This is a genomic window from Pseudomonas sp. TWI923 (assembly GCF_039673365.1).
Lineage (GTDB): Bacteria > Pseudomonadota > Gammaproteobacteria > Pseudomonadales > Pseudomonadaceae > Aquipseudomonas > Aquipseudomonas sichuanensis.
Genome location: NZ_JBDJLM010000003.1, coordinates 31,902 through 56,502, shown reverse-complemented (window position 1 = coordinate 56,502; position 24,601 = coordinate 31,902). Strand labels below are relative to the sequence as shown.

21 protein-coding genes are annotated in these 24,601 nt (G+C 64.1%); 6 read left to right on the top strand and 15 right to left on the bottom strand.

The window, feature by feature from the left end; translation table 11 throughout:
- The first annotated feature begins 115 nt into the window (after window positions 1-115).
- Window positions 116-793, top strand: a complete 678-nt coding sequence (locus tag ABE459_RS02265) for a hypothetical protein (RefSeq protein WP_323833072.1) — start codon at window positions 116-118, stop codon at window positions 791-793.
- Window positions 794-835: 42 nt separating this feature from the next.
- On the opposite strand, the gene yjiA is transcribed toward ABE459_RS02265, so the two are convergent.
- The 3 genes from yjiA to ABE459_RS02250 all read right to left on the bottom strand — a co-directional run bounded on the left by yjiA (window position 836) and on the right by ABE459_RS02250 (window position 4,166).
- Entirely contained in the window at window positions 836-1,810 is a 975-nt protein-coding gene (gene yjiA, locus ABE459_RS02260; protein ID WP_323833074.1) for a GTPase, read from the bottom strand.
- 78 nt (window positions 1,811-1,888) lie between these two features.
- Window positions 1,889-2,086, bottom strand: a complete 198-nt coding sequence (locus ABE459_RS02255; RefSeq protein ID WP_110994698.1) for a YbdD/YjiX family protein — start codon at window positions 2,084-2,086, stop codon at window positions 1,889-1,891.
- Between the two features lie 13 nt (window positions 2,087-2,099).
- Window positions 2,100-4,166 (bottom strand): carbon starvation CstA family protein, encoded by a 2,067-nt coding sequence (locus ABE459_RS02250; RefSeq protein ID WP_125465589.1) that lies wholly within the window; start codon window positions 4,164-4,166, stop codon window positions 2,100-2,102.
- A 166-nt stretch (window positions 4,167-4,332) separates the two neighbouring features.
- On the opposite strand from ABE459_RS02250, the gene ABE459_RS02245 reads away from it, so the two are divergent.
- Entirely contained in the window at window positions 4,333-4,698 is a 366-nt protein-coding gene (locus tag ABE459_RS02245) for a PilZ domain-containing protein (protein WP_125465590.1), read from the top strand.
- Window positions 4,699-4,960: 262 nt separating this feature from the next.
- Window positions 4,961-6,478: a nucleobase:cation symporter-2 family protein gene (locus tag ABE459_RS02240; protein WP_125860437.1), complete on the top strand. Its 1,518-nt coding sequence runs from the start codon at window positions 4,961-4,963 to the stop codon at window positions 6,476-6,478.
- Window positions 6,479-6,709: 231 nt separating this feature from the next.
- On the opposite strand, the gene ABE459_RS02235 is transcribed toward ABE459_RS02240, so the two are convergent.
- The 8 genes from ABE459_RS02235 to radA form a co-directional block, all read right to left on the bottom strand.
- Entirely contained in the window at window positions 6,710-8,047 is a 1,338-nt protein-coding gene (locus ABE459_RS02235; protein WP_323833076.1) for a TolC family outer membrane protein, read from the bottom strand.
- 5 nt (window positions 8,048-8,052) lie between these two features.
- Window positions 8,053-9,399, bottom strand: a complete 1,347-nt coding sequence (locus ABE459_RS02230; RefSeq protein ID WP_125860440.1) for an HlyD family type I secretion periplasmic adaptor subunit — start codon at window positions 9,397-9,399, stop codon at window positions 8,053-8,055.
- 4 nt (window positions 9,400-9,403) lie between these two features.
- Window positions 9,404-11,167 carry a type I secretion system permease/ATPase gene (locus ABE459_RS02225; RefSeq protein WP_323833078.1) on the bottom strand — a complete coding sequence of 588 codons (1,764 nt, stop codon included), beginning with the start codon at window positions 11,165-11,167 and terminating at the stop codon, window positions 9,404-9,406.
- Between the two features lie 169 nt (window positions 11,168-11,336).
- Window positions 11,337-11,951: a heme acquisition protein HasA gene (locus ABE459_RS02220; RefSeq protein ID WP_125465595.1), complete on the bottom strand. Its 615-nt coding sequence runs from the start codon at window positions 11,949-11,951 to the stop codon at window positions 11,337-11,339.
- Between the two features lie 81 nt (window positions 11,952-12,032).
- Window positions 12,033-14,696, bottom strand: a complete 2,664-nt coding sequence (locus tag ABE459_RS02215; RefSeq protein ID WP_323833129.1) for a TonB-dependent hemoglobin/transferrin/lactoferrin family receptor — start codon at window positions 14,694-14,696, stop codon at window positions 12,033-12,035.
- Window positions 14,697-14,894: 198 nt separating this feature from the next.
- Window positions 14,895-15,890 (bottom strand): FecR domain-containing protein, encoded by a 996-nt coding sequence (locus tag ABE459_RS02210; protein WP_323833080.1) that lies wholly within the window; start codon window positions 15,888-15,890, stop codon window positions 14,895-14,897.
- A gap of 68 nt (window positions 15,891-15,958) precedes the next feature.
- Window positions 15,959-16,462, bottom strand: coding sequence for an RNA polymerase sigma factor (locus ABE459_RS02205; RefSeq protein WP_323833082.1), 504 nt, complete (start codon window positions 16,460-16,462; stop codon window positions 15,959-15,961).
- Window positions 16,463-16,533: 71 nt separating this feature from the next.
- A complete protein-coding gene (radA, locus tag ABE459_RS02200; protein WP_323833084.1) occupies window positions 16,534-17,901 on the bottom strand; it encodes a DNA repair protein RadA in 1,368 nt (455 codons plus the stop codon).
- A gap of 178 nt (window positions 17,902-18,079) precedes the next feature.
- Here radA and mscL point away from each other — a divergent pair, with 178 nt between their 5' ends.
- Entirely contained in the window at window positions 18,080-18,490 is a 411-nt protein-coding gene (gene mscL, locus ABE459_RS02195) for a large-conductance mechanosensitive channel protein MscL (protein WP_125465597.1), read from the top strand.
- 113 nt (window positions 18,491-18,603) lie between these two features.
- Here the strand turns inward: mscL and ABE459_RS02190 are convergent, their stop codons facing one another.
- Entirely contained in the window at window positions 18,604-19,380 is a 777-nt protein-coding gene (locus tag ABE459_RS02190; protein ID WP_125465598.1) for a ferredoxin--NADP reductase, read from the bottom strand.
- Window positions 19,381-19,592: 212 nt separating this feature from the next.
- Between ABE459_RS02190 and ABE459_RS02185 the strand changes: the two genes are divergently transcribed.
- Window positions 19,593-20,294, top strand: coding sequence for an autoinducer binding domain-containing protein (locus ABE459_RS02185; RefSeq protein ID WP_125465599.1), 702 nt, complete (start codon window positions 19,593-19,595; stop codon window positions 20,292-20,294).
- An 87-nt stretch (window positions 20,295-20,381) separates the two neighbouring features.
- The gene (locus ABE459_RS02180) at window positions 20,382-21,506 is read left to right on the top strand and encodes a methyltransferase (protein WP_346647910.1); all 1,125 of its coding nucleotides are present in this window, start codon (window positions 20,382-20,384) and stop codon (window positions 21,504-21,506) included.
- 195 nt (window positions 21,507-21,701) lie between these two features.
- Here the strand turns inward: ABE459_RS02180 and ABE459_RS02175 are convergent, their stop codons facing one another.
- Genes ABE459_RS02175 through ABE459_RS02165 form a run of 3 tightly spaced genes read right to left on the bottom strand, consistent with a single transcriptional unit; the run spans window position 21,702 to window position 24,300 of the window.
- On the bottom strand, window positions 21,702-21,842 hold the full coding sequence (locus ABE459_RS02175; RefSeq protein ID WP_178125879.1) for a DUF2474 domain-containing protein: 141 nt from the start codon (window positions 21,840-21,842) through the stop codon (window positions 21,702-21,704).
- Window positions 21,843-21,854: 12 nt separating this feature from the next.
- The gene (cydB, locus tag ABE459_RS02170) at window positions 21,855-22,862 is read right to left on the bottom strand and encodes a cytochrome d ubiquinol oxidase subunit II (protein WP_125465602.1); all 1,008 of its coding nucleotides are present in this window, start codon (window positions 22,860-22,862) and stop codon (window positions 21,855-21,857) included.
- A 1-nt stretch (window position 22,863) separates the two neighbouring features.
- A complete protein-coding gene (locus tag ABE459_RS02165) occupies window positions 22,864-24,300 on the bottom strand; it encodes a cytochrome ubiquinol oxidase subunit I (RefSeq protein WP_125465603.1) in 1,437 nt (478 codons plus the stop codon).
- Window positions 24,301-24,601 lie beyond the last annotated feature (301 nt).

The following is a 24,601-nucleotide window of genomic DNA, read 5'->3' as shown; positions in this document are numbered from 1 at the left end:
TTTTCCGCGCCTGGCAACCTTGCGCTCAACGTCTTCAACGATGGCATTTCCTGCTGATGCATGCGACCAGGCGAGACGATGATCGGGCTTCACCCACAGTATCCATGAGGCCCCCATGCCAACTCATCGACAACGCTCCTTCATCGCGCAAGTCACGGCAAAGAACGGTACCTTCCACTTCCTTGATCAACTCCACGGCGGGCCGGTAATCCTAACGTCGAAGGAAATTCAGCCACCCGACAAAAAATCGAAAGCCTCTACCCGCTTTGTGTTTCTGCGGAGCTTTCGCAGTAAGGGTGTCTCTCGTTGGGTCCTCGTAGGCAGCCAGCTGCATCGCGAGCGCAAACAGGGCGGGGTAAAGGTGAAGCGATACAACGAATCCCACTACCTTGGGCATCGAGCCGAAACAGTCGACGTGCCGCCGCTGCACCTGTACTTCCGATCGGTGGAGAACGGATACCGGCTTTATGTGCGTTCAGAGGAACGCTTCGGCAAAGCGATTTTCATGCTTTCCGAGCAGTGCTTGGGCGCCGCTACGCATGAAAGTGAAGGACGATACGCCAACCTCTTTCACTTGCTGAACGCTGACAACCAGAAGATAGACCCGACAGTAGCAGGCGACTCATTCACCTTCAGGCTGGCCCAGGTAAACCAGAACACCCCCTTTCAATTACGTACGTTCAAGAAAGCTGCCTACACGTACATCTGCGCCGAAGGCGAAGGCCCGCTTGAATTGAACATGCGGATTCTGCAACGCAACGCACCGTATCTGAGCAATCCTGGCGAGGTATGAGCCAGGCATGTGGATGGGCCGCAGGGCGGCCCATCGCTCAAGTTATCGAGACAGCGCCTCGAACCCCGTCCGGATCTTCTCCTCTGGCAGTTCATCACCAATGAACACCATCACGCTTTCCCGCTGCTCGCCTACCTTCCATTCGGCATCCCAGTCGAATCCGTACAACTTCAGCACCCCCTGGAACACCAGGCGGCGCTCCTCGCCGGCAATGTTCAACACCCCCTTGTAGCGCAGCAATTGCTTGCCGTGCTCCTCCAGCAACGTGTTCATGAAGTCGCTGAGACGATCGATATCCAACGGCGTTTCGGTGCGCAGCACCAGCGTCGAGATACGGTCCGCAGTGGCGGGCTTGAGCACCGGGCGCAAGGTGGGCCTGAGGCTGATGCCCAAATCCGGATTGAGGTTGAACCCCCGCACATCGAGCAACTCGGCCAGGTCGATGCAGCCGTGCTCCACCACGCGGATCGCCGCCCGGCCATTGATGCGGGCCAGGCGCTCGCGCAGGGCCTCGACGGCTTCGGGTTCGGCCAGGTCTGTCTTGCTCAGCAGCAGGCGGTCGGCAAAACCGACCTGGGCCTGGGCGATGGCCTGGGTCAGGTGCAGTTCGGCATGCACGGCATCGACCAAGGTGATGATGCCGTCGAGGACATAGCGCTCACGCAGCTCCTCATCGATGAAGAAGGTCTGCGCCACCGGCGCCGGGTCGGCGAGGCCGGTGCACTCGATCACCAGGCGGTCGAAGGCGATTTCGCCGGCATCCAGGCGCTCGAGCAGCAGGTACAGGGCGCGGGTCAGGTCGCCATGGATGCTGCAGCACACGCAGCCGTTGGCCAGGGTCATGACCTGCACCGGTTCGTCGCCCAGCAGCTGGCTGTCGATGCCGGCCTCGCTGAACTCGTTTTCGATCACGGCGATCTTCAGGCCGTGCTCGGCCTTGAGCATGTGTTTGAGCAGGGTGGTCTTGCCGGCGCCGAGGAAGCCGGTCAGCACGGTAACGGGAATCGGCGTATGCACGCGGTTGTCTCCTGGAGCTGAAAACGAAAGTGGGAGCCCGGTTGCCCGGGCTCCCACTGATTCACACGTGTCGCGGGTTCAACAGCACTTGGGCCCGGACTTGCCACCGTAGCGCGCTTCCTGGCGTTCGCGGAAGAACGCTTCGTAGCTCATCACCGGCTTGTCCGGGTGCTTGGTCTGCATGTGCTCGACGTAGTTGTCGTAGTCGGGCATGCCGACCATCAGGCGGGCTGCCTGCCCCAGGTACTTACCCAGTCGACTCAAGTCGTTGAACATCGCGGCATTCCTCTCAAGCGTCAGGCAAAGCCTGGAACGGGGTTTCCTTGTCGCTGCGCTCCTTGCGGCCCCAGGCGGCATAGCCGACCTTGAGGGCGAAGAACAGGATGCTGAACACCACCAGCAGGAACAGGATCGTCAGGCCGGCGTTGGTGTAGGCGTTGAAGATCACGTGCTGCATCTGGCCGATGTCCTTGGCCGGGGCCAGCACCTGGCCGGCGTCCAGCGCGGTGCTGTACTTCTTGGCCAGGGCCAGGAAGCCGACGGCCGGGTTCGGGTCGAACAGCTTGATCAGGCCCGCTGCGGTGGTGCAGATCAGCAGCCAGACCGCTGGTACCAGGGTGACCCAGATGTAGCGCTGACGCTTCATCTTGATCAGCACCACGGTGCCGAGCATCAGGGCGATACCGGCCAGCATCTGGTTGGAAATACCGAACAGCGGCCACAAGGTGTTGATACCACCCAGCGGATCGATCACGCCCTGGTACAGCAGGTAGCCCCACATCGCCACGCAACCGGCGGTGGCGAGCAGGTTGGCGCCCCACGACTCGGTGCGCTTGAGCGCAGGCACGAAGCTGCCCAGCAGGTCCTGCAGCATGAAGCGCCCGGCACGGGTACCGGCGTCCACGGCGGTCAGGATGAACAGCGCTTCGAACAGAATCGCGAAGTGGTACCAGAACGCCATGGTGTTCTCACCCGGCAGCACCTGGTGCAGGATCTGCGCGATACCGACCGCCAGTGTCGGCGCACCACCGGCACGGGCCAGGATGGTGTGTTCGCCGATGTCACGGGCCGTGGCTTCAAGCTGCTCGGGGGTAATCAGGAAGCCCCAGCTGCTGACCGTTTGCGCCACCGAAGCAACGTCGGCACCGACCACTGCGGCCGGGCTGTTCATGGCGAAGTACACGCCTGGCTCGATCACCGAGGCGGCAACCATGGCCATGATGGCGACGAACGACTCCATCAGCATGCCGCCGTAGCCGATGTAGCGGGCGTTGGTTTCGTTGTCCAGCAGCTTGGGCGTGGTCCCCGAGGAGATCAGCGCGTGGAATCCGGACACCGCGCCGCAGGCGATGGTGATGAACAGGAACGGGAACAGGGTGCCCTTCCACACCGGGCCGGTGCCGTCGGTGAACTGGGTCAGCGCCGGCATTTTCAGCTCGGGGGCGATGATCAGGATACCGATGGCCAGGCCGACGATGGTGCCGATCTTGAGGAAGGTAGAGAGGTAGTCACGCGGCGCCAGCACCAGCCAAACCGGCAGCACGGCGGCGACGAAACCGTAACCGACCAGCATCCAGGTGATCTGCACGCCGGTGAAGGTGAAGGCCGGGCCCCAGACCGGATCCGCGGCGATCTGGCCCCCCAGCCAGATCGACAGCAGCAACAGCACCACGCCGATGACCGAGATTTCGCCGATGCGGCCCGGGCGGATATAGCGCATGTAGATGCCCATGAACATCGCGATCGGGATGGTCGCCATCACCGTGAACATGCCCCACGGGCTCTCGGCCAGGGCCTTGACCACGATCAGCGCCAGCACCGCGAGGATGATGATCATGATCAGGAAGCAGCCGAACAGGGCGATGGTACCCGGGATGCGGCCCATTTCCTCACGCACCATGTCGCCCAGCGAGCGGCCGTTGCGACGGGTGGAAAGGAACAGGACCATGAAGTCCTGTACCGCGCCAGCCAGCACCACGCCGGCGATCAGCCACAGCGTGCCGGGCAGGTAGCCCATCTGTGCGGCGAGCACCGGGCCCACGAGCGGGCCGGCACCGGCAATGGCGGCGAAATGGTGGCCGAAGAGGATGTGTTTGTTGGTCGGGACGTAGTCCAGGCCATCGTTGTTGAGTACCGCGGGCGTGGCCCGACGGGGGTCCAGTTGCATCACCTTGGTGGCGATGAACAGGCTGTAGTAACGGTAGGCAACCAGGTAGATGGCCACTGCCGCGACCACGATCCACAAGGCGTTGATTGCCTCGCCGCGCCGCAGGGCTACCACACCCAGCGCGCAGGCCCCTATGACTGCCAGCGCCAGCCACGGAATGTGGCGTAGCAGGCTATTATTGTTGTTCATGGTTTACTTCCAGCTGGTGGATTGGAAAGACCGCCCATCGAGTCTAGGGCGTGTCATCGCGCATTGCCACACTTGCTTTGGTCTAGAGCCTCTGCGGCCAGATTGCGGTACCTGCTACAGCGACATTAACCACTATAGTCAGGTTGAACCCTCGAGGACCTCCCCCATGAGCAGTCACGACGAACGCCGCCGCTTCCAACGCATCGACTTCGATGCACCTACCGAACTGCGCCAGGGCGACCAGCGCTGGCCTGTCAAGTTGCTCGACCTTTCACTCAAGGGCCTGTTGATCGAGCGCCCCACCCCTTGGGATGCCGACCCCTCTCAGGATTTCGACGCGATCATCCACCTCGACGCGAACAACCACGTGAAAATGCAGGTCGAGTTACGCCATGAGGAATCGAAGCGCCTGGGCTTCATCTGCCTCTATATCGACGTCGATTCGATGACCCATTTGCACCGTTTGGTGGAATTGAACGTGGCCGACAGCACCGAAATGATGCGTGAGCTGCGTGAATTGATCGAAGATTGAAATCTCTTAGCCTGCTAACAAACTGACTCGGGAGTGTTTCCTGTCTACCCAGACAGCTTTGTGCGGGCCCCATCGACCCTTGTACACACCCTTCTAGTACCGCATTTACCGAGTTGGAACGCATTCTGCATCCAGAAAAAGCGCACCCTGGAGGCACAGCTGTGCGCGTCAGGATCAAAATATTGTATACAATTCTGATGGCAATCGAATCCACATCCTGTCTACAGTAGTGCCACAACAATAAATGCTGAGAGCCTGCTCCATGACTACGTCCCCTAGCACGTCTCCCACCCAACGCCCCGAGGATGAAAACCTCGGGCTTGGCGCCAACCTGGCCTACGGCCTGCAACACGTTCTGACCATGTATGGCGGGATCGTCGCGGTACCGCTGATCCTCGGCCAGGCGGCCGGTCTGGCCCCCGCGGAGATCGGCCTGCTGATTGCGGCTTCGTTGTTCGCGGGGGGGCTGGCGACGTTGCTGCAGACCCTCGGCCTGCCGTTCTTCGGTTGCCAGTTGCCCTTGGTGCAGGGCGTCTCGTTTGCCGGTGTGGCGACCATGGGCGCGATCCTCGGCAGCCAGGACGGTGGTGGCTTGCCGGCGGTGCTGGGTGCGGTCATGGCCGCCTCTCTGATCGGTTTTCTGATCACCCCGGTGTTCTCGCGCATCACCAAATTCTTCCCGCCGCTGGTGACCGGTATCGTCATCACCACCATCGGCCTCACCCTGATGCCCGTCGCGGCGCGCTGGGTAATGGGCGGCAACAGCGCTTCGCCGGAGTTCGGCAGCGTGGCCAACATCGGCCTGGCGGCATTGACCTTCGCCATCGTCCTGGTGCTGAGCAAGCTGGGCAGCGCGACCATCTCGCGGCTGTCGATCCTGCTGGCCATGGTGGCGGGCACCCTGATCGCCTGGGCGCTGGGCATGACCGACTTCAGCAAGGTCACCGAAGGCCCGATCTTCGCCTTCCCCACCCCCTTCCACTTCGGCATGCCGACTTTCCACATCGCCGCGATCCTGTCGATGTGCATCGTGATCATGGTGACCCTGGTCGAAACCTCGGCCGACATCCTCGCGGTCGGTGAAATCATCGACACCAAGGTCGACTCCAAACGCCTGGGCAACGGCCTGCGCGCCGACATGGCATCGAGCATCCTGGCGCCGATCTTCGGTTCGTTCACCCAGAGCGCCTTCGCCCAGAACGTTGGCCTGGTGGCCGTGACCGGGGTCAAGAGCCGCTACGTGGTGGCCACCGGCGGCGTGATCCTGGTGGTGCTCGGCCTGCTGCCGATCATGGGCCGCATCATCGCCGCAGTCCCAACCCCGGTTCTCGGCGGCGCCGGTATCGTGCTGTTCGGTACCGTGGCTGCCAGTGGTATCCGCACCCTGTCGAAGGTCAACTACAAGAACAACGTCAACCTGATCATCGTCGCCGCCTCGCTGGGCTTCGGCATGATCCCGATCGCCGCGCCGAGCTTCTACCACAACTTCCCGAGCTGGTTCGAAACCATCTTCCACTCCGGCATCAGCTCGGCGGCGATCATGGCCATCCTGCTCAACCTGATGTTCAACCACTTCACCACCGGCAACTCGGAAAACCAGTCGGTGTTCGCCGCGGCCTACGAGCGCACCATCCAGTACTCGGACATCTCGTGCCTGCGCGATGGCGACTACTTCAAGGATGGCAAGCTGTTCGACGCCGACGGCAATGAAGTGCCGGTCATGGAGCTGGACGAACACGGCAACGAAGCGCCCAGGCGCAAAGCCGTTGCCGAGCACTGATCGCTGAGCGAAGCGATCACGCAGGGGAGCCGATGCGCATCGTCGGCTCCCCTTTTTGTTTACCTGCGCAGATCGCTGATTTCGCAAGCGCGGCGCGTGTCCTGTGGGAGCGGGTTTACCCGCGAACACCGGCGAAGCCGGTGCCCTGCACCGCGTCGTCTGCTTCGCGGGTAAACCCGCTCCCACAGGACCCCGCTAAATCAACAAGTCATTTGCAGTTCTTGGGATTGATCAGCCGTGGGCGGCAAAGTAACCGTTCAGCGCGTTCAGGTCCCCGGCATCCAGAACCCCCGCCAGGTAGCGCAGTTTCAGCCACGCCCGCAGGTAGTCGTAACGCGCCTGGGCCAGGTCGCGGCGGGCACTGTACAGCTGCTGCTCGGCATCCAGCACATCCAGGTTGACCCGCTCGCCGCCCGCCACGCTCTTGCGCGTGGCCTCCACCAGCGCGCCCGCAGCGTTCACCGCCAGGTCATAGGCTCGGATCTTCGCCGTACTGCTGGCGCACAGGTTGAACTGCCGACGCAGCTGGTTGACCGTGTCGCGCAACTGGGCATCCAGCTCGAAGCCCGCGGCATCGCGCTGGGCCTGGGCCTGGCGCACCGAGGCCGACACTCCGCCCCCGGCAAACAGCGGCATGCTCAACTGCAGGCCGATGCTGTCGGTGTCATAGCGCTGGTTGTAGCTGCTTTCGGAACTGGAACTGGAAACGCCACTGCTGGCATACGCACTCAGTGACGGCAGGTGCCCGGCGCGCTGGCGCTCGACGTTGTGCTCGGCCACCTCCAGGCCATGGCGCTGGCTGGCCAGCTCGGCGTTGTGGGCCACGGCCAGGTCGCGCCAGGGTTCGAAACGTGCCGGTGTCAGTGGCTGGACCGTGAAACCCGTTGCCAACGGTGCCAGGTCCTCGACCGTCACAGGTTCGCCGATGATCGCCTGCAGCGCCTGCAGCGCGGCATCGAGGCTGTCGCCGGCCTCGATCTCCTGGGCCTGGGCCAGCTCGAAGCGGGCGCGGGTTTCCAAAAGGTCGGTACGGGTGCCCTCGCCGCCCTTGAGCAATCGCTCATTGAGTGTCAGCTGCTCGGCATAGGTGCGCCGCTGGGCCTGGGCAAGGCCGATCTGCTCGTTGGCGAACAACGCCTCGCTGTAGGCCTGGAACAAGCGCACCACCAGCTCCTGGCCGCGCCCGCGCAGGCGCTCGTCCGCCAGCGCCGCCTGGGCCACGCCCTGGCGATAGGCACTCCAGGCGGCGTAGTCGAACAGCGGTTGCTCCAGGGTCAGCGTCGAACTGTAGCTGCGGTAGTCGCGCTGGGTGGTGACGTTGCCGAGCGGGCTGCGCTGGGTCACCTCGGAGTCGTTGCGCGCGCGGTTGTAGCGGTACGACAGTTTGGGCAACAGGCCGGCACGGCCGATTGCCAGGTTCTCCACACCGGCGGCGCGCTCGGCGATCGCCCCCTGCCAGGCCGGGTCGTTGCGCAGGGCCAGGGCATAGGCATCGCCCAGATCAAGCGCCTGCGCCGGCAGGCTGGCAGCGATCAGCATGGGCAGGGCAAGGCGGGCAAACAGCAGCATCCGCATCACTCCTCCGCCAGGGCGACATGCACCCGGTCGGCCAACGGCTTGAACAGGTAGTTGAGCAGCGAGCGCTCACCGGTGCGCACGAACGCCTCCACCGGCATGCCCGGGCGGATGTCCAGCCCCGCCAATTGCTGCAGGCCCTGCTCGCTGACCTTGATGCGCACCTGGTAGTAGGGATGCTGGGTCTTTTCATCGACCAGCCGATCAGCCGACACCAGGCTCACCTCCCCCTCCACCCGAGGCGTGGTGCTCTGGTTGAAGGCGGCGAACATCAGCTCCACCGGCAGCCCCGGGCGCAAGCGGTCGACCATCTCCACCGGAGCCCTGGCATCGACCAGCAGCGGCGCACCGGCCGGGACGATCTCCATCAACTGCTGGCCACGGGCGATCACCCCGCCATTGGTGAACACACTCAACCCCACCACCGTGCCGGCCACCGGGGCACGCACCTGGGTGTGGGCCAACTCGAACTCGGCGCTGCGCAGGCGATTGCCCAGGTCCTCGGCACTGGCTTGCAGCTCGGCCAACTGCTGACGCACTTCGTTCTGGAACTCCTGTTGGCGCTGGCCGATGCGCAGCTTGAGTTCCAGCACCTGGCGCCGGGTGCGGCCGATCGAGCCCAGGTCTTCGGCGATCGAGCCGTTGACCTGGGCCAGCAGGCGTTCATTGTCGAGCAGCCGGTTACGGGCGATATAGCCATCCCGGGCCAGGTCGCGCAGGCCACGCAGTTGCTCGTCGAGGGCGTCGCGCTGGGCCTGCTTGCTGGCCAGCGAGCCCTGCAAGCCCTGCAACGAGGCCTCGGCGCCGGCGATGCCTTCGCGCATGCCAGCAAGCTCCATGTCCAATGCGCGGGCACGGCTGACCCGCAATTGGCGTTGGCCCTCCAGGGCCGCGGCCACCCAGGGCGTGCCGGCCTCGGCCTGCAGGCCCTCCGGGAACGCCAGGCCCGGCAGGCCGTCACGCTCGGCCAGCAGCCGCGCCTCACCGGCGCGGGCGTTGACGTACTGCACCCGCAGCGAGCCGACCTGGGCCTGGGCCTGGGTCGGGTCCATGCGCAGCAACACCTGGCCGGCACTGACCGGCTCGCCATCGCGTACCAGCAGTTGCTCGATCACCCCACCCGTGGGGTGCTGCACCGCCTGCTTGCTGCCGGCCACCACCACGTTGCCGGTCACCGGCACGCCCTTGTCCAGCGGCGCCAGCGCAGCCCACAAGAGGAAGCCGCCAAAGCCGGCCAGCACCAGCCAACGCCCCATCCGGGCGGGGCGGTGTTCACTGAGGCTGAGCACGTTGTCGGGGTCGGCGGGCACATCGGTCTTGCGCTTGGTAACAGCATGTACGGTCATGAAGTCAGGCTCTTGGCAGGCCGAAGCTGGCGCTCAGGCCAAGGGGCGGGCGTGTGGCGGGGGCGGCGGCAACCGGCGCCGGGCGGGCGGCGCGCTGCAGGTCCTGCAGCACCCGGGCGGTCGGCCCGTAGGCTTGCAGTTGGCCGTTCTGCAGCATCAGCAGATTGTCCAGGCCCGCCAGCAACGACGACTTGTGGGTGATCAGGATCAGCGTGCGCTTGTGCTCACGCAGCTTGCCGACGGCCTTGAGCAGCGCCTGCTCACCGGCCTCGTCGAGGTTCGAGTTGGGCTCGTCGAGCACGATCAACGCCGGCAACCCGTACAGCGCACGGGCCAGGCCGATACGCTGGCGCTGGCCGCCAGACAACCCGCTGCCGCCCTCGCCCAGCACCGTGTCATAGGCGGCCGGCAGCTTGAGGATCATCTCGTGCACACCGGCCATTTGCGCGGCGGCCACCACCTGCTGGGCGTCCACCGGGCCAAGGCGGGCAATATTGTCGGCAATGCTGCCGGCGAACAGTTGCACATCCTGCGGCAGGTAGCCGATATGCCGGCCCAGCGCCTGGCGTTCCCACACCCGCAGGTCGGCACCGTCCAGGCGCACCTTGCCGGTGGACGGCGCGGCAGCACCGACCAACAGACGGGACAGGGTCGACTTGCCCGAACCCGACGGGCCGATGATGCCCAGCGACTCACCGGCAGCCAGGTCGAAACCCAGGTTGTTCAGGCAGGGCCGGTTGCTGCCCGGCTGCAGCGCGCCCACTTGTTCCACCGTGAGCCTGCCCAACGGCGCCGGCAAGGGCATGCCGGCCGGGCGCGGCGGTTGCGAGCGCAACAGCTCGCTCAGGCGCAGGTAGGCCTGGCGGGCACCGCTCCATTGGCGCCAGGCGCCGATCAACTGGTCGATCGGCGCCAGCACCCGGGCCATCAGGATGGAGCCGGCGATCATCATGCCGGGGGTGATCAACTGCTCGATCGCAAGCCAGGCGCCCAGCCCCAACACCAGCGACTGCAAAGCCAGGCGCACGGTCTTGGACACCGCGCTGACCGCCGCGGTGCGCTCGCTGCCCAGGTTCTGCCGGGCCAGAAAACCATGGTGCAGGCGCGCCCAGCGCTGGCGCACCGCGCCCAGCATGCCCATGGCTTCGATCACCTCGGCATTGCGCAGGTTGGCGCTGGCTTCAAGGCCGGCCTGCTGCGACAGCTCGCCCGCTTCGGCGAACGGGGCCTTGGTCAGGCGCTCGTTGACCCAGGCCAGCACTGTCAGCAACACCGCGCCCACCAGCGCCATCAGTCCAAGCCACGGGCTGAACATGAAGATCACCAGCAGGTACACCGGAAACCAGGGTGCGTCGAAGAAGGCGAACAGCGCCTGGCCGGTGGCGAACTGGCGCAGGCTGGTGAGGTCGGCGAGCATCTGCCCGGCCGCGCCCTTGTGCCCCGCCAGGCTGGCCGCATAGGCGGCGTCGAACACCCGCGGGTTGAGGTCCATGTCCATGCGCGTGCCCAGGCGCACCACCACTTGGCTGCGCAGCCACTCCAGCACGCCCATGAAGGCGAACAGCCCCAGCACCAGGAGGCTGAGCATGAGCAGCGTCATCTCGTTGCGCGACGACAGGACCCGGTCATACACCTGCAACATGTACAGCGCCGGCGCCAGCATCAGCAGGTTGATCACCGCGGTGAACAGGGCGACGTTGGCGAGGCCGGCACGGCAGGCCTTGAGCGCCTGCAGCACTTCGTTGGCCGCGGCGGGAGCGGTTCGCATTCGTTGGAAACCTCACAGGGTGCGCCGACCGGCGATTGCTTTGTGCCGGTCGACGCCACAGAATTCGCACCACCGCAGCCTGGGCCCGGCAAAGACACGGGCTGCGGGGTAAATGCAACAAATCAGCGAATGGCAGGGTTACCTTCCATTCGCTTTTTCATGCCTGGGCTCAGGCCGCCAAGGCCAGGTCTTCAGGCAGCGCCTGCACGCCAACGGCTTCGGCCGAGGCCGCGACCGGGCCAGCCGCCAGGGCGGTGTTGATCTGGGCGAAGGTGTTGTTGGTGGATACGCCGTAGTCGGCCAGCAGGTTGTCCAGCACGGTTTCCAGGCCGCTGGTCTTGCCCTGCATCAGGTTGTAGATCACGTTGTGCACGTCGTTGCCTGCACGGCCGGCACCTTGAGCGGCGTTCAGGTCCAGGCCGTCGAAGCTCACGGCCAGCGCCTGCACGCTGTAGTTGCCGCTGGCGTCACGCAGCAGGGTGTTGCCCAGGGTCACGGTGTCCAGCTCGCCGTACAGGTAGTGGTTCTGGTTGTCGCCGGCCGGCAGCGAGGCATTCCAGACGTAGTGCAGGCCGGTCGGGGTGTCGCTTTCGGCGATCACGGCAAAGTTCGAACCATTGGTGCCGCGAATGGCGTACTGGCTGCCATCGGTGCCGCCCTCGTTGAAGCCACCGGTGTTGCTGGCGTTGTGGGCGGCGGTCTTGAAACCGGTGGCCCAGGCCGAGAGGTACTGGTCAACGGTGAAGTTGGCGAAGGAAGCCGAGTAGGTAACGGACAGAGACATTGCATTTCCTCATTGCGTTGCAGTTGAAAGCGAAGGCGTCCAACGCCTTCGTGTTGCCCGACAGTGGGCGAACCTGGTGAATCAGAATCGATACTCGAGCATGCCGGAGAGGGTCCGGCCACGGGCCAGGGACAGGTTGTTGGCGTCGCCCATGGCCACGAAGTAAGCCTCGTCGGTGACGTTTTCCAGCGACAGGGCAATGTTCAGCTGCGGGGTCGCCCAGTAGCTGGCATACAGGTCGTAGACCTTGTATTCCGGCCAGCGGGCCTTCTCCAGGTTGCCGTAGCCCTGGCTGTTGAGGTGCTCGCCCCGGCCCGCGCTGTAGCGCAGGCGGGCGCCGACATCGAGGGTGTTGTCGAAGAAGCGCAGGCCGGTGGTCAACGCGCCACGGTCGGACGGCATGTAGGCGGCGTTGCCCATGATCTCGCCACAGCTGACCTGGTCATTGATCGCCTGGCCCTCGCTGAAGTTGTAGGCCGGTAAGGTCACCGGGATCGGGAAGCCGCCGAAGTCGATCACCGTGTCGATCATGCCGGCGTCGTTGCGCTGCACACCGCCGCCCATGTACAGCTGCTTGGAGCAGAACTCGTTGCTGCCGATCATGTGGGTGTAGCTGAGCTGGGTGTAGAAGCGGCCGTTGTCGTAGTCGAGCGAGTACTCCACGCCACGGAAGTTGGTGCCTTCAAGGTTGTTGGTGTAGGCACTGTTGCCCAGCGACAGCCCGGTGATGTCGGTGCCGGGCAGGTCGACGCTGTAGTCGAGGTACGAGAAGTTCTCGATCCGCGTATCGAAGTAGGCCACCTTCACGCCGAGGCGGTCGCCATCGCGAAACAGCGATTCCTTGAAGATATTGAAACCGGCTTCCCAGTTATGCGACTGCTCGGGCTTGAGGAACGGGTTGGGGTACACCAGTTCGTTGCCGCCACCGTGCGGCTTGCCACTCATGAACGCTTCGGTCACCGCCGGCGGGCGCCAGCCGCGACCCCAGCGGGTATAAAGCTGCAACCAGTCCAGCCCCGGCTTGACGCCGATACCGAAGGTCGGCGAGAAGCGCCCCTCTTCGCGTTCGACGTCGTAGGCAAACTCGGTTTGCTCGCGCAGCACGTCCACGCCGGTAACCCCGACCGGGTAGGCCCAGGTGGTGAACCCGGTCTTGCCGGTCAGGCGATAGCGGTCGTAGCGCAGGCCGGCATCCAGGGTCAGCCAGCCGTCATGCTCGAACGACAGGTTGCCGAACAGGCTGCCCATGGCCCGCTTGCCTTCTGGGTCAGCCCCGGCGATGAACGGGTTGTCCCTTTCACTCGGCGCGGGGATGCGCTCGCTGCTCGGCTTGAAGGTGTCCAGGAACAGTTCGGCGCCGTAGTTGAAGCTCAGCAGGTTGCTCTGGCCGAAATAGAAGCGCGAGGTGTTCTGCGCCTGCAGGCCCCAGGTGTCGGTCTGGAAGTGGTCGTTGTAGTCGGCGTAGAAGTTGCCGCTGCCGACGCTGGCGGTATTGCTGTTGTTCCAACGGTCCTGGCGGGTGGTGACGAAATACAGCTTGGCCTTGAAGTCGATCAGGTCGTTGTCCGGCGCATAGCTGTAGTCGAGCCCGAAGTTCTTCGCGTTGATGTCGCTGCTGGCGGTGCGCCGGTAGTAGAACGAGTTGAGGTCGGAGGCCAGCCAGGTCCAGGCGTCCTTGCTGTCGGTGTCGGTTTCCATGTAGCTAAGTTGCAGGCGCTGGTCTTCGGGCAGGTTCAGGCCCACCTTGATCAGGTTCGAGCGGGTCACCGTGCCCATGTCGCCAACCTCGGACTCGATCCAGTTGTCCCAGGCCCGCGGGAACAACTTGCGCAGGCGCATTTCGGTGCCCAGGTTGTCCTTGTTGTTGGTGCCAGCGCGGTAGTTGCCGAAGTGGCGCTCGCTCATGCCCAGCAGCAGGTCACCCACGTCGTTGCCGAAGGCGAAGACGCCGCTGCCGTTGAAATAGGTGCCGTTGCCCAGCTCACCGATACCGTGCCCGGCCCGGATCCGGCCGCCCATCTCCTTGCCCGGGCCAAGAAATTCGGCAGCGTTCAAGGTGTTGAAGCTGGCAATACCGCCGAGCACACCCGCGCCGCCCATGCCGGACTGGCTGCCCTTTTCGATCTCGACGTTGCTGACGAACTCCGGGTCGATGAACATCGTGCCATTGCGCTGCTGGTGGCCATTGACGCTGAAGTTCTGGCGCATGCCGTCGATGTTCATGTTGACCCGGCCGTAGTCCTGCACGCCACGGATGTTCACCGACAGTCCCGGGTCACGCTGGTTGACTGCGGTGTACACCCCGGCGGTCTGCTCGAGCATGTCGGCGGCATGGCGCGGTGGGCGTTTGTCGATCTGATCGCGGGTGATCACGCTGGCCGAACGTGGCGCCTGGTACACCCAGTCACCGTCACGGCTGGACTCGACCTGGGTGGCCCCCAGTTCCAGGGCCACGCCGGACTCTTCCAGGCGCTCCAGCCCCACCTGCCCTGCGGCGCTGAAGTGGTAGCGCACCGGCATGTTGCGCAGCAGCAGGCGCAGGCCCTCTTCCACGCTGTAGCCACCGCGCAACCCTTCGCTGTAGAGGCCGACCAGCTTGCGGCTGTCGTAGAACACCTGCACGCCGGACTGTTCGGCATAGGCCAGCACGGCGCTGTCGAGCGGCTGGGCGGGAATGTCGAACTGCACCAGGCTGCGGCTTGTGCTGTTCGGCGACGTGGCGGCCTGGGCCAGGCCGATCCCCATCGGCAGGCTCAGGGCGCCAATGGCCAGGCTGCTGGCCAGGGCGATGCGGCTCAGGGGCCGACGGGATTGTACGGGGTGCGTGCTCACTGCGCGTCTCGTCTTCTGTTGGCGATTTCTAGTAATGAAAATCAATCTCAACAATCAGACGTGCGACGCGGGAAAACTCAGTAACGCGAAACGAAAGTTTTTTTCAGCGGTTCAGTAGATCAGCGTCAAGCCAGGCAATTGCAGGCGTTCGGCCTTGAGTTCGGCGGTGAGCACATCGGCTGCCACGGCCAGGTTGTCGAGGCGGAACACCCCACTGACCTGGCGCTGCGCCAGGGCCGCGTCGACCACCAGCAAGCGCCCGTCACGGTAGCGATTGAGCCGTTCGACCACCTCGGCCAGCGGCTGGCGTTCGAACACCAGCACCCCACGCTGCCAGTCGGTGGCCCGCTGCAGGTCACGCCCTGGCCACAGGCGAACGCCCTGGGCCTGGTCGTAGCGCAGCGCCTGGCCCTGCTGCAACAGCTGGCTGGTCACGCCCTGTACCGGCGCGGCTTGCAGTTTTACCTCGACACTGTGTTCGAGCATGCCGACCCAACCGCCCTCGCCCGCCATGCCGACCACGAACCGCGTGCCCAGGGCCCGCGTGCTGGCGCCGGCATAATCGACCACGAACGGCCGTGGCTCGGCGGCCGTGACCGGCGCTGCACTGAACACTGCATCGCCGGCCAGCAGGCGCACCCGCCGCTGCTGGCCATCGAAGGCCAGCTGCAAGGCACTGCGGCTGTCGAGATCGACCAGGCTGCCATCGGGCAAGGTCACCCGACGCACTTCGCCAGCAGCGGTGACGTAGTCCGCGCGCCAGTCCAGCAGCAGGCCGGGCCCCTGCTCCACCCCCAGCACCGCCAGCAGTACCAACGCGCTGCAGGCCACAGCCCGCCGAATACGCGAACCCCTGCGCCGGGCAGGCGTGCGCGCACTGCGCGGCAGCGGCGCGCGATGCGGCGCGCCAGCGGGAGCAAGGCCCGCCAGTTGCCCCAGGTCGCCCCAGGTCGCCTGCGCGAAGGCAAAGGCCTGGGCATGGCGCGGGTCACTCGCACACCACTGCTCCAGCGCCTGCTGCTGCACACTGCTCAGGGGGCCGGCGCCTTGCAGCACCACCCACTCGGCGGCCTGCTCGCGGATGGCTTGCTCGTTCTGGCTGCTCACACGGTTCTCTCGCGATCTGGTTATGTCTGGGCTGACGTCTGAAGCGGCGTTTGTCAGTAAACCGTTGGTCATTCCACTTCCTGCAGGCACTGCATCACATAGGCTAGGGCCTTGGCCAGATGCTTCTGCACGGAGCTGTCGGAAATACCCAGGTGACGCGCGACTTCGGCGTGGGTCATGCCCTCCAGGCGATTGAGGCGAAACACCTGCCGGGTACGTTCGGGCAACGCCTCGAGGATCGCCTGCAAGCGGCGCAGGTGCTGGATGCGGGCAGCCTGCTCGTCGAGCCCGGGGCCGTCCTCGATGATGCTTTCCAGCGCTTCGTGGGGGACCAGATCGGTCTTGCGCCGCTGCTGCTGGCGCACATGATCGACCATCAGGTTGTGGGCCGTGCGGTACAGGTAGGCCTGGGCATTGTCGATGCGGTCGACGTGCTGCTGCTCGGCCAGGCGCAGGAAACTGTCCTGCACCAGGTCGGCGGCCAATTGCGGGTCGCGCACCTTGCGCGAAAGCATGGCCTGCAGGTTTTTCGCGTGCTTGAGGAACAGCCGCTTGAGGTCGAACTCCGCCACACGCACTCCATACGATGGTCGCAAGGTGGCGGCATGCTACTAGCTATTGAGAATCACTTGCAAGAAGCCGACTATTCGAACAATGCATCCAAGGCCTGCTCCAGACGCGTCACGGCAATCACCTGCAAGCCCGCCGGCGCCTCTTTCGGCGCATTGCCCTTAGGCACGATGGCACGCTTGAAGCCATGCTTGGCAGCCTCCTTGAGGCGCTCCTGGCCGCTGGGCACCGGGCGCACCTCGCCAGACAGGCCGATCTCGCCGAACACCAGCAGGTCGTGGGCCAGCGGCCGGTTGCGCAGGCTCGACATCACCGCCGCCAGCAGCGCCAGGTCAGAGGCGGTCTCCAGCACCTTGACCCCGCCGACCACGTTGAGGAACACATCCTGGTCGTGGGTGGGGATGCTGCCGTGCCGGTGCAGCACCGCCAACAGCATGGCCAGGCGGTTCTGGTCCAGGCCCAGGGTCACCCGCCGCGGGTTGGCCAGGTGGCTGTCATCGACCAGTGCCTGCACCTCCACCAGCATCGGCCGGGTACCTTCCCAAGTGGCCATCACCACGCTGCCGGGCACCTCTTCCTGGGTACGGTTGAGGAAGATCGCCGAAGGGTTGGAGACTTCCTTGAGGCCGCGATCGGTCATGCCAAACACGCCCAGTTCGTTGACTGCGCCGAAGCGGTTCTTCACCGCCCGCAGCAGGCGCAGGCGCCCGTCCGATTCACCCTCGAAATACAGCACGGTGTCGACCATGTGCTCCAGCACGCGCGGGCCGGCCAGCGAACCTTCCTTGGTGACGTGGCCGACCAGGAAGATCGCCGTGCCGCTCTGCTTGGCATAGCGCACCAGCAGCGCCGCGCTTTCGCGTACCTGGGCCACGCCACCCGGGGCCGATTGCAGCTGCTCGGTGAAAATGGTCTGGATCGAGTCGATCACCATCACCCGCGGCTTCTCCTGGCGGGCAGTGGCGATGATCGCCTCGATGCAGGTTTCGGTCATGACCTTGAGCTGGTCCTGGGGCAGCCCCAGGCGCCGCGAGCGCATGGCCACCTGCTGCTGCGATTCTTCGCCGGTGACGTACAGCGCCGGCATCTGCGTGGCGATGTTGCACAGGGTCTGCAGCAGGATGGTCGATTTGCCGATGCCCGGGTCGCCGCCGATCAACACCACCGAACCATCGACCAGGCCACCCCCGAGCACCCGGTCAAGCTCGGTGCTGCTGGTGGTGAAGCGCGGGATCTCTTCGACGCTGACCTCGGCGAGGGTCTTGATCTGCGCCTGCTGCCCGGCCCAGCCGGCCCGACCGCTGGGGGCCGCCGCGCCGCCGCTTTCGATCATGGTCTCGACCAGGGTGTTCCAGGCGCCGCACTCGCCGCACTGGCCGGCCCATTTGGGGAAAGTCGCGCCACATTCGGTACAGCCATACAAACGCTTGGCCTTGGCCATGGGCGCAGTCTCCTGGAAAAAACCGCCATGATAGCCGAAGCCGGACGTGTCCCGAACGCACCGAGAGGCGACAAAACTATTCGCTCTAACCGCAGTCAGTAGCCCTGAATGCCACGCATGAAGCGTTTAAGTGGCTTACACTGCGTCTACCTCACCATTTGTTACAAGGAAATCGCACATGGGCATGCTCAGTGAGTTCAAGGCCTTCGCCGTCAAAGGAAATGTCGTGGACATGGCCGTCGGTATCATCATCGGCGCCGCCTTCGGCAAGATCGTCTCGTCGTTCGTCGGCGACGTGATCATGCCCCCCATCGGCCTGCTGATCGGTGGTGTGGACTTCAGTGACCTGGCCATTACCCTGAAGGCCGCCGAGGGCGATGTACCGGCCGTGGTCCTGGCCTACGGCAAGTTCATCCAGACCATCCTCGACTTCATCATCGTCGCCTTCGCCATCTTCATGGGCGTGAAAGCGATCAACCGCCTCAAGCGCGAAGAAGCCGTGGCACCGAGCGCGCCACCGGTACCAAGCGCTGAAGAAACCCTGCTGACCGAGATCCGCGACCTGCTCAAGGCGCAGAACCAGAAGTAAGCGGCAAGCTACAAGCTACAAGCTACAAGCTGCAAGAAAAAGCCGGACCGCGATCTGTCAGCATCTGCGGTCCGGCTTTTTCTTGCGGCTTGCAGCTCGAAGCTTGCCGCTTATTACCAGTAGTTCTCCACCGCAACCTGCCCTGGCCGCTTGCTCAGGCTCAATTGCAAGTCGCGCGCCTTGAGCACCTTGCGCGTCTCATCGATCATGTCCGGGTTGCCGCACAGCATGATCCGCGAATGCTCAGGCGACAGCTCCAGCCCCGCCGCGCGCTCCAGCTCGCCGTTTTCAATCAGCGTGGTGATCCGCGCATTCAACGCCCCCGGATGCGGCTCTCGGGTCACCACCGGAATGAACTGCAACTTGCCGGCGAACTCCGCCAGGTAGTCGCGTTGCTCAAGCCCGGCGATCTCCTGTACATACGCCAGCTCCTTGGCCTCGCGCACCGAGTACACCAGTTTGATGTTGTCGAAGCGCTCCCAGGCCTCGAAGTCCTGCAGGATCGACATGAACGGCGCGATACCGGTGCCGGTAGCCAACAGCCACAGGTCGCGGCCACCGGTAAAGCGGTCGAGGGTCAGGTAGCCGAATGCCTGGCGGTCGATCAGCAAGGTATCGCCCGCGCCCAACCGGCTCAGCTCGCTGGTGAACTCACCGCCGGGCACCACGATGGAAAAGAAGTCGAGGAATTCGTCGTGGGGTGCGCTGACCATCGAGTAGGCGCGCCATACCACGCTGCCATCGGCCTTGGTCACGCCCAGGCGGGCGAACTGCCCGGAGCGGAAGCGAAAGCCTGGATCACGGCTGACCCGCAGGCTGAACAGGTTCGGCGTCAGGGGCTGAACATCGAGCAGGGTCTGGCGGGTGAACTTGTCGGCGCTGGCGGTCATGACGGGCTCCATAAATCAGATGCGCCAAGTGTCTCGCAAAGCGCCGGGGATAAACACCACCGGATTGTAGGGCATCGTTTTTGGCTGACAAAAAGCTGCGCAAGAAATGCGACAGCTATAGCAAAAAAACCCAGCGCATCACGAGGACTTTTCCTACAATTGGCCCGTGCAGCCCGGTAATTGGATCCATCGGATTTCAGGGAGTTTCACCCATGTCACAGTGGCACAGCGAACAGCTTCAACAGATGCTGGGGGAGCACGACCCCGACAGATTGTTCCTCCAGGCGGTTGAGCTGGTGCAGGCACTCGGTCTGCAATTCGTCAGCCTGGCGACCCACATGCATGTCGCGGGTAAAGCCCCCAAGGTGAGTTTCCGCAGCAACTACCCGGACGAGTGGCACCAGGTCTATCAGCACGAGTTCATGAACAGCGACCCGGCTTGCTGCGAATGCCGCAAGACTACCCTGCCGCTGTTGTGGAACGACGACCTGTTCAAAGAAATGCCGCAGCTGCGCGAGTCAGCCTGTGCCCACGGCCTGCGCCATGGCTGGACGCAATCGTTGTTCGATCAACTGCACAACGAGAGCCAGCTGAGTGTAGCCCGGCCAGACGACCCGATTCGCCCCATCGAACTCTATGAAAACGGCGCACAGATCATGTGGTTGTGCCAGGTGCTGCATGCCGCAGTGAGCGAACAGCATATGGCCAGCGAAGAGCACTATCCGCCACTGAGCAAGCGTGAGCTGGAAGTGATTAAGTGGTCCTCGGAAGGCAAAATCGCCGAGGATGTCGCCAAGATACTCTCGCTATCCACCAGCACCGTGAACTTCCACATCCGCAGCGTGATCGCCAAGACCAACACAAACAACAAGGTGGCAGCCATCGTCAACGTCTTCCGCCAAGGCCTGCTGTAACCCCCTCGAAGCGCAAAGCCCTGTAGAATCGCGTACCTCAAGCCCGTCGCGCACCGCGACGGCCAGATTCGCGCCGAGCCGTACTTAATGCCACTGTTCAACAGCCCCTTCGCCGACCTCGACCTGATTCGCCAGCCGGAACAGGCCAACGACCCGCTGCTGGCGTTCGACGCCGCCGACCAGTACCTGCTGGAGCACCTGGCGGCCCAAGCACCGGTCGCAGGCTGCCGGGTGCTGGTGCTCAACGACAGCTTCGGCGCCCTGGCCGCCAGCCTGGCCGGCACGTTGGATGTCATCAGCAGCGGCGACTCGCACCTGGCGCGCATGGCGCTGGAGAAGAACCTGGCCGGCAACGGCAAGCCGTTCGATGCCGTGCCTTTCGTACCCGCCAACCAGTACTGGCAAGGGCCCTTCGATCGCGTGCTGGTGCGCGTACCGAAAACCCTGGCCCTGCTCGAAGAACAGCTGATCCGCCTGCAGGGCCACCTGGCCCCCGGCGCTCAGGTGATCGCCGGCGCCATGATCAAGCACCTGCCACGTGCGGCCGGCGACCTGATGGAAAAATACATCGGCCCGGTCCAGGCCTCGCTGGCCCAGAAGAAGGCCCGGCTGCTCACCGCCACGGTCGCCGAGCGCCCACTCGCCCAGTCCCCCTACCCTAGCCGCTACCGCCTCGACGCGCCGGCACTGGAGCTGGTCAACCACGCCAACGTGTTCTGCCGCGAAGGCCTGGACATCGGCACCCGTGCCTTCCTGCCGCACCTGCCCCGCGACCTGGGCCGCGCCCGGGTGGCAGACCTGGGCTGCGGCAATGGCGTACTGGCCATCGCCAGCGCCCTGGCGAACCCTGACGCGCATTACACCCTGGTGGACGAGTCGTACATGGCGGTGCAATCGGCCCGTGACAACTGGCAGGCCGCGCTGGGCGATCGTGAAGTAGCCATTGAGGCGGCGGATGGCCTGGCGGGGATTGCCAAGCAGTCGCTGGACGTGGTGTTGTGCAACCCGCCGTTCCACCAGCAGCAGGTGGTCGGCGATTTCCTCGCCTGGCGCATGTTCCAGCAGGCACGGGAGGCGCTGGAGGTGGGGGGAGCGTTGTACATCGTCGGCAACCGGCACCTGGGCTACCACAGCAAGCTGGCGCGGTTGTTCAGAGGTGTGGAGCAAGTAGCGGCGACGCCGAAGTTCGTCGTGCTCAAGGCCCGCAAGTAAGGCAGCCCCACTAAACGGGCTTGCACGTCCACTGTAGGAGCGGCCTTGTGCCGCGATAGGGCCGCAAAGCGGCCCCGGCGATTTCTGCATTAACGCTGAAATCCTGGGGCCGCTCTGCGGCCCTATCGCGACACAAGGCCGCTCCTACAAGACGACAGTTGTTCCCACGCTACCCGCGATGGTTTCGATGCAGGCTCAGTGCGTGCTCAACCCCGCAGCACTCATGAACATCCGCATCCCGTAGGCGAATACCCCAAGCGCCGCGACACTCAGCGCCCAGATCAGCACCAGCCAGCCCAGGCGTTGCCACAACGGTTTCTTCTGTTCGACATCCATCATGGCGCGCTCCTAGTGATAGCCGTCTTCATGGGTCACCTTGCCGCGGAACACGTAGTAGCTCCAGTAGGTGTACCCGAGGATGAACGGCAGGATGAACAGCGTGCCCACCAGCATGAAGCCCTGGCTCTGCGGCGGTGCGGCGGCATCCCAGATGCTGATCGACGGCGGGATGATGTTGGGCCACAGGCTGATCCCCAATCCGCTGTAGCCAAGGAAGATCAGCACCAGGGTGAGCAGGAACGGCGTGTAGTGCGCATTACGTGCCACCGCGCGCAGCAGGCCATAGAAGGTCACCATCACCAGTAGCGGCACCGGCATGAACCACACCAGGTTAGGCATGCTGAACCAGCGGTCGGCGATCTGCGGGTAGGCGATCGGTGTCCACAGGCTGACGATGCCGATCACTGCCAGCAGCACCAGCGCCAGGGGCCGCGCCATGTCGTGCATCTTCTGTTGCAGCGGCCCTTCGGTTTTCATGATCAGCCAGGTACAGCCCAGCAGGGTGTAGGCGACGATCAGGCCCAGGCCGGAGAACAGGGTGAACGGCGTCAGCCAGTCCAGGTAGCCGCCGACGAACTTGCGGTCGACCACCTTGAAGCCTTCGATGAAGGCGCCCAGGGCCACGCCCTGGAAGAAGGTGGCCACCAGCGAGCCCCAGATGAACGCCTTGTCCCAGATATGCCGCTTGTTGGCCCGCGCCTTGAAGCGGAACTCGAAGGCCACGCCGCGGAAGATCAGCCCCACCAGCATCAGGATCAGCGGCAGGTACAGCGCTTCCAGCACCACCGAGTAGGCCAGCGGGAAGGCGCCGAACAGCGCGGCGCCACCCAGCACCAACCAGGTTTCGTTGCCGTCCCATACCGGGGCGACGGTGTTCATCATCACATCACGGTCACGCTCGTCCTGGACGAACGGGAAGAGCATGCCGATCCCAAGGTCGAAACCGTCCATCACCACGTACATCATCACGCCGAAGATGATGATCACGGCCCAGATCAGCGGAAGATCGATACCCATCTCAGTTCCCCTCGCTCAGGCGGGTGGAGGTGGCCTCATGGCCATCATCGGCGGCGGACAGCGGCCGCGCCGGCGTACGTTGCTGGCCAGGGCCACCTGGGGTGTGTTCCTCTCCTTCGCCGGTTTTCGGCCCTTTGCGCACCAGCCGCATCATGTAGCCGATGCCGGTGCCGAACAGGGCGAAGTACACCACCACGAACATCACCAGGGTGAAACCGAGCTGCGCATAACTATGGTTGGACACACCGTCGGCGGTACGCATCAGCCCATAGACCACCCATGGCTGGCGACCGATCTCGGTGGTGAACCAGCCAGCGAGGATGGCGATCAGCCCCGACGGGCCCATCCACAGGGTCAGGTAGAGGAACGGCCGCGAGCTGTACAGGGTGCCTCGCTTGCGCAGCCACAGGCTCCACAGGCCAACGAAGATCATCAGCATGCCCAGGCCGACCATGACCCGGAACGACCAGAACACGATGGTCGAGTTGGGCCGGTCTTCGGGCGGGAACTCCTTCATTGCCGGTACTTGCTTGTCCAGGCTGTGGGTAAGAATCAGGCTGCCCAGGGCCGGGATCTCGATCTTGAAGCGGGTGGTTTCGGCTTTCATGTCCGGGATGCCGAACAGGATAAGCGGCGTCGGTTCACCGGGTTTGTTTTCCCAATGGCCCTCGATGGCCGCGATCTTCACCGGCTGGTGCTTGAGGGTGTTGAGGCCGTGGAAGTCACCGATCACCGCCTGGATCGGCGCGACGATCAGCGCCATCCACATGGCCATCGACAGCATCTTGCGCACCGCCGGGTTATCCCGGCCACGCAACAGGTGCCAGGCCGCCGAGGCCCCGACGAAGAACGCCGTGGCGACGAAGGCGGCGGTGGCCATGTGCATCAGGCGGTAGGGGAAGGACGGGTTGAAGATCACCGCGAACCAGTCCACCGGGATCACCTGACCATTGACGATCTCGTAGCCCTGGGGGGTCTGCATCCAGCTGTTGGACGCCAGGATCCAGAAGGTCGAGACCAAGGTGCCGAGCGCCACCATGCAGGTGGCGAAGAAGTGCAGGCCTCGGCCGACACGGTTCCAGCCGAACAGCATGACGCCAAGGAAGCCGGCCTCGAGGAAGAAGGCCGTCAGTACCTCGTAGGTCAGCAAGGGGCCGGTGATGGAACCTGCGAAGTCGGAGAACTGGCTCCAGTTGGTGCCGAACTGGTAGGCCATGACCAGGCCGGAGACCACGCCCATGCCGAAGTTGACGGCGAAGATCTTCGACCAGAAGTGGTAGAGGTCACGGTAGGTGTTGTTGCCGGTCTTGAGCCAAAGGCCTTCGAGAACCGCCAGGTAGCTCGCCAGGCCAATGGTGATGGCCGGGAACAGAATGTGAAAGGACACGGTAAAGGCAAACTGGATTCGGGCGAGCTCTAGGGCTTCTAATCCGAACATGGTGCTTCCTCTTCAGATAATCCGGCGTCCAGGCTTGTGGCCCTTGTCGCCCACTGCCCCCACAGTGATCGAGTGCGGCTCGTTGGAATTGTTCTGTTCGATCGCAGGGATTCCGGCCCAAGGGCCAAATTCGTTGCATCTGGAACGATTGATCCAAGTCAACGAATGTCTGGAAGCATAGTCCCGAATCAAGTCACAAGATGTGTGGTTGATTGCCGCGTGACCCGTTGTCCCACCCCCTTTTCCAGGCACTGAAAAACTGTCCATCTCGACATTCAGCAACTAAATGTTACAAACAGAT

What these genes read in the sequence shown, in the direction of transcription:
- ABE459_RS02265 (WP_323833072.1), top strand. Translation starts at nt 116, where the DNA reads ATGCCAACTCATCGACAACGCTCCTTCATCGCGCAAGTCACGGCAAAG.
- ABE459_RS02255 (WP_110994698.1), bottom strand. Translation starts at nt 2,086, where the DNA reads ATGTTCAACGACTTGAGTCGACTGGGTAAGTACCTGGGGCAGGCAGCC.
- ABE459_RS02250 (WP_125465589.1), bottom strand. Translation starts at nt 4,166, where the DNA reads ATGAACAACAATAATAGCCTGCTACGCCACATTCCGTGGCTGGCGCTG.
- ABE459_RS02245 (WP_125465590.1), top strand. Translation starts at nt 4,333, where the DNA reads ATGAGCAGTCACGACGAACGCCGCCGCTTCCAACGCATCGACTTCGAT.
- ABE459_RS02240 (WP_125860437.1), top strand. Translation starts at nt 4,961, where the DNA reads ATGACTACGTCCCCTAGCACGTCTCCCACCCAACGCCCCGAGGATGAA.
- ABE459_RS02235 (WP_323833076.1), bottom strand. Translation starts at nt 8,047, where the DNA reads ATGCTGCTGTTTGCCCGCCTTGCCCTGCCCATGCTGATCGCTGCCAGC.
- ABE459_RS02230 (WP_125860440.1), bottom strand. Translation starts at nt 9,399, where the DNA reads ATGACCGTACATGCTGTTACCAAGCGCAAGACCGATGTGCCCGCCGAC.
- ABE459_RS02225 (WP_323833078.1), bottom strand. Translation starts at nt 11,167, where the DNA reads ATGCGAACCGCTCCCGCCGCGGCCAACGAAGTGCTGCAGGCGCTCAAG.
- ABE459_RS02220 (WP_125465595.1), bottom strand. Translation starts at nt 11,951, where the DNA reads ATGTCTCTGTCCGTTACCTACTCGGCTTCCTTCGCCAACTTCACCGTT.
- ABE459_RS02215 (WP_323833129.1), bottom strand. Translation starts at nt 14,696, where the DNA reads ATGGGGATCGGCCTGGCCCAGGCCGCCACGTCGCCGAACAGCACAAGC.
- radA (WP_323833084.1), bottom strand. Translation starts at nt 17,901, where the DNA reads ATGGCCAAGGCCAAGCGTTTGTATGGCTGTACCGAATGTGGCGCGACT.
- mscL (WP_125465597.1), top strand. Translation starts at nt 18,080, where the DNA reads ATGGGCATGCTCAGTGAGTTCAAGGCCTTCGCCGTCAAAGGAAATGTC.
- ABE459_RS02190 (WP_125465598.1), bottom strand. Translation starts at nt 19,380, where the DNA reads ATGACCGCCAGCGCCGACAAGTTCACCCGCCAGACCCTGCTCGATGTT.
- ABE459_RS02185 (WP_125465599.1), top strand. Translation starts at nt 19,593, where the DNA reads ATGTCACAGTGGCACAGCGAACAGCTTCAACAGATGCTGGGGGAGCAC.
- ABE459_RS02180 (WP_346647910.1), top strand. Translation starts at nt 20,382, where the DNA reads ATGCCACTGTTCAACAGCCCCTTCGCCGACCTCGACCTGATTCGCCAG.
- ABE459_RS02175 (WP_178125879.1), bottom strand. Translation starts at nt 21,842, where the DNA reads ATGGATGTCGAACAGAAGAAACCGTTGTGGCAACGCCTGGGCTGGCTG.
- cydB (WP_125465602.1), bottom strand. Translation starts at nt 22,862, where the DNA reads ATGGGTATCGATCTTCCGCTGATCTGGGCCGTGATCATCATCTTCGGC.
- ABE459_RS02165 (WP_125465603.1), bottom strand. Translation starts at nt 24,300, where the DNA reads ATGTTCGGATTAGAAGCCCTAGAGCTCGCCCGAATCCAGTTTGCCTTT.